This window comes from Streptomyces sp. NPDC058964 (assembly GCF_042741275.1).
GTDB lineage: Bacteria > Actinomycetota > Actinomycetes > Streptomycetales > Streptomycetaceae > Streptomyces.
The window spans coordinates 21,349-27,387 of sequence record NZ_JBHYKH010000025.1 but is presented as its reverse complement, the minus strand read 5'-3'; the positions used below and the strand labels follow the sequence as shown (position 1 = coordinate 27,387).

The following is a 6,039-nucleotide window of genomic DNA, read 5'->3' as shown; positions in this document are numbered from 1 at the left end:
CGCCCCTGACCCGGCGCGTGGGCCTCGGCGTTCGCCTGGGCGTCGCACACCGCCAGGGCGTTGGCGAATCCGAACGCCTCGGCTATGTGCCCCGCAGCCGACATGACCCGCGCCGTGCCCACGACGGGCGCGATCGCGACGAGGACGTCCTGCACCTGCTCGGACGTCAGATTGGCGTCCATGGCGGCACCGGCGTGGGCGAGGTAGGAGATCGCGGGCGCGTCCATGGCGACGAGCGCGGCGATACGGGTGAGGACCAGCGAGCCCTCGTCCATGCCGCAGCGCTCGATCGAGTCGACCGTCATGGCGGCGAGAGTGTCGAGAACCGGGGTCTCTGATGTTGCGGCCATACGGGGGACCACCTTCCGGTACCGAGCAGTCGCCGACCGGGCGTCGGCGACTTGCCTTTCAACCGTAGGAGCCCGGCTGTGACCACGCATGTCGGCCGTCCGGCCGTGCCGAAGCGGGGAGGCCCTCTCGCCTGCACGGGAGCGGGCCCTGTCCCGCTTGCCGGATCGGCTACAGCACGACGATCAGGACACCTCCGCGGTTGAAGAGGAACCCGTGGTGGTCGAAGCGGTGGTCGAAACGGAACCCGTCGTGGTTGAAGAAGAACCCGTTGTGGTCGAAGCGGTGATCGACACAGCCTCCGCCCCAGTCGTCCCGGCCGCCGCACCAGCCGGTGGTGACCCGGGTGTGCACGGCAGGCGTCGCCGCCGCGGCCGTGCCCGCCGTACCGATCGTCGCGCCGCCGGCCATCACCATGCCGACCGCGGCCACCGCGGCGAGACGCCTCGCGCGTTGTGCTCGCATGATGGACGCACCTTTCCTTCCGACGCCTCGCACACCTCTGACCGGCACGAGACGCACAGCCGCAGCACAGGAGCGGCACCCCCGGGCTGGGGCTCACTTATCAGTACGCTCACGGCGCCCTTTTGGATTGCCCTCGCGACGGGAGACCCGCGGCATTTCCGCGGGAAACGCTCAGGGGCCCGAACCGCGATGCGGATCAGGCCCCTGAGCGGATCAGGCCCCTGATTGGGTACAGCTCTGTCGGGGTGGCGGGATGTGAACCCGCTACCTCTTCGTCCCGAATGAGGTTCGGGCAAGATCGACACCTGCGTGTGTGGGTAAACGTGCAGGTCAGAGCCTTGGTCTGGGTTGGTGTGGCGTGGGCTCGCGTGGTCTCTGGGGGAAGATCTCCGGCCGCGACGACGAGTTCGTCGCCGTCGTCCTCAAGGGCTACGGGTAAGCGCTGGGGCGAGATCGTCGGCCTGGAGACGGAGTTCGTCCGGCCTGGCGCGTTCCGCGTCGAGTGGCAGCTGTACGAGCTGGATACCGGCGAGCTGGTGCGCTGTCCGCCCAAGGACGACAGCTACCGGACCATCGATGCGATGGACTGGCTGTCGGCCCTGGTGTTCGACCACATCGCCCGCACGAAACCGACACCCTGCCCCTGCCACGGGTGGACGTACGTCTTCCGAGGCCAGGGGGCAGCGCGGACCGGCGGCCACCACGGCGCCAAGCTTGCCGACGTAGCCCGGCTGGCCGGGGTCTCCACGGGAACAGTGTCCAATGTCCTCAACCACCCCCACCGCGTCGCCGAAGCTACGCGGGTGCGGGTCGAGAAGGCCGTGGCCGACCTTGGATTCGTGCGAGGTGGCGCTGTGTCGGGGCATGCAGCCCACTGGCGCAGGAACGGTTTTGCGACCTGGTTGTTCACGCCGGCGGTCTCCGGCTGGTACCCGAAGAAGGCGCCACAGGAGGCCCGTCCCGTACCCATCCTCGGCGAGCCATGGCCCGGCGTCCCGGCGCGAGGGCGGGGTGCCACCGATCGTGCCGATGCCTGCTGGCTCCCGATCGCCAAGGGCCTCACACCCCACGGCCTCCGTCACACCCACCGGACGATGATGGAGGACCTGGGCACGGAGAAGGTGCTCATGGACGAGCGTATGGGCCACCCCGACGGTTCGGTCTCCGCACGCTACGCCCACGTCACCCCTGGCATGCGCCAGCGCCTCATGCTCGGTCTCACCGCACAGTGGGAGGCATCCCTCGACGCCCGCGTGGCCCTGTGCTCGACGTCACCGGTAGCCCCACGGTGCCCCGCAACCCTGTTGCGGGGCACCGCCGTTCCTTCGTAGGAGGTCGGCGATTCAACGCTCATCCAGGTTGCATCGACCGATTCGGCGACACGAGCTCGTCTCGGATGATCAGATGGCCCTCAGCCTTATCCTGTCGCATGCACCAGATCACGCCACTTCGGCCCCGTTCGCGTTGCGCCTGCAACTTGGGATGCGAGAAGATGTTCGACGCACTGTGGGCTCTGGCGCCGCAAGGTGAAACAGCGGCGATTGAGTAGTCCCAGCACACAACACGCTTACGGGGTGGGTGGATGAAGTTCGACATGGGGTCGACGACCCTGTCGCAGCTCGGGAAGAGCACCGTCGGCTCAAGCGATGACCTGGGGACGCTGATCAGGTTGCTGATCCAGGCGGCCGAACCGTTGGAGGGCAAGTTCAATGGTGCCGGCAAGGCCGCGTTCGACACGTTCAAGGCGCATGCCGACGAGATCACGGCAGATCTGAACAGCTCGCTGGGCGCGATTCTCGGCGGTCAGTCCGGTATGGACACCGCTTTCGGTAGTGGTGACGTGGAGTTGGGTGACAACGCGCACCAGAACATGGGCGCTGCCAACTTCGACGCCGCCCGCTTCGGCGCGCGGTAACCGCCGTCGAAGAGGAACTCACCGCTGCCGCCACCGTTTTCAAGGGGGATTCGATCATGACCCAGAATCAGGACCGCCGCTCCTACGACACCGGCGCCTCCGCCGACGTACAGACCAGCCTGTCCGGAATCATCGGCCAGTTGGAGCGCGTGCTGACCGACCGCGACCGGGCGGTCAAGGCTGCGATGGCCGACTTCCGCGCCGACGGTGTCTCGGACGAGTACCACGGCAAGGAGGTCCGCTGGCACAAGGCCGCAGCTGAGGTGCGCGAGATCATCCGTCTGGTTCGCAACACGTTGGAGCAGAACGACGGCACCGCTCAGGCCACCCTCGCCAAGGCGAAGGCAGCGGTCGACAACATCGGCTGACCGGTTGGCGGTGTCCCTCCCCGCTCCCGTCGACCGCTCGCCCGAACAGGCCATGCATCTGTAGCCTGCGCGACCATGGCTGACATCTTCGAGCTGATGCTCGCGTTGGACTTGCGTGATGAGTTGTCGGCGGGGGAACTCACGGAGCTGCGATGGCATCTGGGAGTGGGCCCCCAGCCGGAGACATTCCGTATTGTCACCGAATTTCCGGTCGTAGTGGACGACGAAGACGGAGAGTTCGTCATCGAGGATCACCCCGTTCCCCTTCTCGGCCAGCAGGGTGGTGGCTACAAGGTTGGGGGCGCACTTGTCTCCGTGCTGCTGCGTCTGCAGGACGCGGGGGAGGAAAGCTGGGCGCTGACCAGCCGGCAGGAGATCCATCCGGACGATTTCGAGCGCACTGGTGAACTCCTCAGCTGGCTCGCGACCAAGGCCAGCGCGCGGCACCGAGGCTGCGACGGCGATGTCCATCTGGGATGGATCCGGTTCTACGAAGAGCCCCGGCCGGCACCGTTGGTAGTGCGTGACGGCGCGGTCGTCTGGCCGTCGTAGATCCGTGTTCGCGCCGTACGCTGGTGTGATGGGGGTGGCGATAGAGGTACTGATCGTGGACTGGCCGCGTGTGGAGGCGGCACCGCCCGGCGATCGGGAAGACCTGCTGACCGAGGCCGCGTTCGGCGAGGCGTACCGCGACGACCTCTTCGAGCATGGCTGGTCGTGGTCCACGCAGCCGGGTGACGACTGGTTCGGCCGGTATGCCTTCCGGAACACGCACGGCTCGTACAAGCCGCACGTCTGGGCCGGTTTTCGGTGGGAGTACATGCGCGAGTTCGTCGAGCCGAAGGTGTGTGACGTGGTGGACCGGTTCCTCGACACGTTGTTCTGGCACGGCCTGGAGGACGCCACCGGCGCCGGTTCGAGGCTCTCTGACCGGCCCTGCCCCTGGGACGCGGACCTCTTGCTGTGGTGTCCGCCCGATCAGGTACCCCTGCTCGCTGGGTGGTGGCGGCAGGCGAAAACTCACCTGGAAATCTTGCGCGGGCCATTCATTCAGCACGCCGCGGAGCCCGACGGACGGATCGGTACGTTCGAGTCGTTTGCCGACCTTCTCACCGACTGGGGCGAGGTGGTCACGGAGGCAGAGCGCCGGGGCTGGGGCATCGTTGGCCTGCGCTGCTGACCGTGCCCAGCCCCTGCCTCGTTGCGTCCGGAATCCGCGCGGCGAGAAGATGTTCGACGAGCACCCGCGTGTCCAGCGAACCGGATTTGAGTGATGTCAGCCCAGGATTATGACAGTCAGCTTCTTGAGTCCGTGGCGGTGCGGCGTCGGCGGTTGCGTGATGCCGTGTTGTTCGGGGCGCAGCGGCAGCGGCGGACCGTGGACGAGCGGCTCGGGAAGGCGTTCGCGGGGGTGGTGATCGCTGCCGTGGTGTGTGCCGGGTGTGTGGGGTGGTCCTTCGTCGCGCACCGTGTGATCGGGAAGGCTCCGTACGACACTTCTGTGCCTGTGTCGACGCCCTCCGGTCAGCGCACCGTTCCACCGCAGCCTGCGAATTCGGCCCGATGATAGGTTCGAACGCGTGATATCCCGGGGGACTGTGAGCCGTTCGGCACTGAGTCGAGTCACGTTGGTCGGTGATCGTCGGCGGGTGGATCTGGTGCTGCCGGCCCGGGAGCCGGTCGGGCTGTTGTTGCCCGAGGTGATGCGGCTGCTCGATGACCGAGTGGCGGAGCAGCCGCAGGCCCGGCACCTGGTGACGGCCGACGGAAGTGCTCTGGAGCCGGATGCCACGCTGGAGTCGGCGGGAGTGCCCGACGGTGCCGTACTACGGCTGGTCCGGGTCGAGGATGCGCCGTCCGCGCCGGTGGTCCATGACGTGAGTGACGAGGCGGCTGGCGATCTGGATGTGCGGGCCTGGCGGTGGGACGCGCGGGCGCGGCGGATCACGGCCGCGGGCGCGGGTGTGGTCTGGGCGTCGGCCGTCGGCTTCATGGCGCGTCAGGGGTTCGAGGCCGAGACTGCGGGATGGTCGCTCCTGGTGATCGCGGCGGTGGCCGCGGTGGCCGGTGCGCTGCTGGGGCGGGCCGGGCACAAGGGGCTTGCCGCTGCTCTGGTCGTGGTGAGTGCCGCTGTGGGTGTGCAGGGTGCCTGGTCGGTTGCCGACGCACAGGGCTGGCCGGGAGCCGCGCGGTTGGCCGCCGTGCTCTCGGTTTTCGTGGTGATGCTGTTGCTGCTCGGCTGGTTCTCGCCGTTCGGGCGGGGTGCGCTGGTCGGGGCAGGGGCACTCGCCGGAGCGGGCGCGTGCTGGGAGGTGGCGCTCGCGTTCCAGTCCGGCGGAGCCGATCCAGCACGTGCCGGGGCGCTGCTCGCCGTGGTGTCCGTCGTCGCGCTGGGCATGCTGCCCCGGCTGGCGCTGGCGGCATCGGGTCTGTCCGGGCTGGACGACCGGCGCTCCGCGGGCTCGTCCGTCAGCCGATACCAAGTGGCCACCGCGTTGGCCGCCACACATCGGGGGCTGGCGCTGGCGACGCTCGTCACCGCGGTCTGCGGTGCCGTCGCCGGAGTGCTGGCAGTGCGTACGGTGACGGTGTGGACGGTGTTGCTGGCTGTCGCCGTGGCGTTTGTCCTCGCGCTGCGGGCGCGTGCCTACCCGCTGGTGGCGGAGGTGGTCGTACTGCTCGCGGCGTCCATGGTGGTGGCGCTGCGGCTGGCCTGGTTGTGGCGGGAGCACTCGGGAGCGCCGGCACCGCTCGCCGTTCTCGGCGTGCTGGTCGTGGTGTCGCTGGGTGTGCTGGCCGTGCAGCCCGCCGAGCATGTCCGGGTTCGGCTGCGCAAGGCCGGTGACGTGCTGGAGTCGGCTGGTGTGGTCGCTCTGTTCCCGCTGGTCCTCGGGGTGTTCGGGGTGTACGGGCGGCTGCTGGGCACCTTTGCGTGAGGTGGCG

8 protein-coding genes and 1 pseudogene are annotated in these 6,039 nt (G+C 68.5%); 7 read left to right on the top strand and 2 right to left on the bottom strand.

Translation table 11 applies throughout. The annotated features are described in order from the left end of the window. On the bottom strand, positions 1–350 hold a 350-nt coding region (locus tag ACFW2E_RS05480), incomplete at its 3' end, for a carboxymuconolactone decarboxylase (RefSeq protein ID WP_384461775.1). A 169-nt stretch (positions 351–519) separates the two neighbouring features. Continuing rightward, on the bottom strand, positions 520–813 hold the full coding sequence (locus tag ACFW2E_RS05475) for a hypothetical protein (RefSeq protein ID WP_384461772.1): 294 nt from the start codon (positions 811–813) through the stop codon (positions 520–522). A gap of 385 nt (positions 814–1,198) precedes the next feature. Between ACFW2E_RS05475 and ACFW2E_RS05470 the strand changes: the two are divergent. The 7 genes and pseudogenes from ACFW2E_RS05470 to eccD all read left to right on the top strand — a co-directional run. After that, positions 1,199–2,144 (top strand): annotated as a pseudogene (locus tag ACFW2E_RS05470) (LacI family DNA-binding transcriptional regulator); the annotation flags it as partial. Between the two features lie 251 nt (positions 2,145–2,395). After that, positions 2,396–2,728: a hypothetical protein gene (locus tag ACFW2E_RS05465; RefSeq protein WP_384461769.1), complete on the top strand. Its 333-nt coding sequence runs from the start codon at positions 2,396–2,398 to the stop codon at positions 2,726–2,728. 56 nt (positions 2,729–2,784) lie between these two features. After that, entirely contained in the window at positions 2,785–3,096 is a 312-nt protein-coding gene (locus ACFW2E_RS05460; RefSeq protein WP_384461766.1) for a pore-forming ESAT-6 family protein, read from the top strand. 75 nt (positions 3,097–3,171) lie between these two features. Further along, the gene (locus tag ACFW2E_RS05455; RefSeq protein WP_384461763.1) at positions 3,172–3,648 is read left to right on the top strand and encodes a hypothetical protein; all 477 of its coding nucleotides are present in this window, start codon (positions 3,172–3,174) and stop codon (positions 3,646–3,648) included. Positions 3,649–3,652: 4 nt separating this feature from the next. Next, positions 3,653–4,276 (top strand): hypothetical protein, encoded by a 624-nt coding sequence (locus ACFW2E_RS05450; RefSeq protein ID WP_384461761.1) that lies wholly within the window; start codon positions 3,653–3,655, stop codon positions 4,274–4,276. Between the two features lie 93 nt (positions 4,277–4,369). Then, entirely contained in the window at positions 4,370–4,663 is a 294-nt protein-coding gene (locus ACFW2E_RS05445) for a hypothetical protein (protein WP_384461808.1), read from the top strand. A gap of 13 nt (positions 4,664–4,676) precedes the next feature. Next, positions 4,677–6,032, top strand: a complete 1,356-nt coding sequence (gene eccD / locus ACFW2E_RS05440) for a type VII secretion integral membrane protein EccD (RefSeq protein ID WP_384461758.1) — start codon at positions 4,677–4,679, stop codon at positions 6,030–6,032. The last annotated feature ends 7 nt before the right edge of the window (positions 6,033–6,039 follow it).

Coding starts and splice junctions, on each gene's coding strand:
- ACFW2E_RS05445 (WP_384461808.1), top strand. CDS start 4,370: ATGTCAGCCCAGGATTATGACAGTCAGCTTCTTGAGTCCGTGGCGGTG.
- ACFW2E_RS05460 (WP_384461766.1), top strand. CDS start 2,785: ATGACCCAGAATCAGGACCGCCGCTCCTACGACACCGGCGCCTCCGCC.
- ACFW2E_RS05475 (WP_384461772.1), bottom strand. CDS start 813: ATGCGAGCACAACGCGCGAGGCGTCTCGCCGCGGTGGCCGCGGTCGGC.
- ACFW2E_RS05455 (WP_384461763.1), top strand. CDS start 3,172: ATGGCTGACATCTTCGAGCTGATGCTCGCGTTGGACTTGCGTGATGAG.
- ACFW2E_RS05465 (WP_384461769.1), top strand. CDS start 2,396: ATGAAGTTCGACATGGGGTCGACGACCCTGTCGCAGCTCGGGAAGAGC.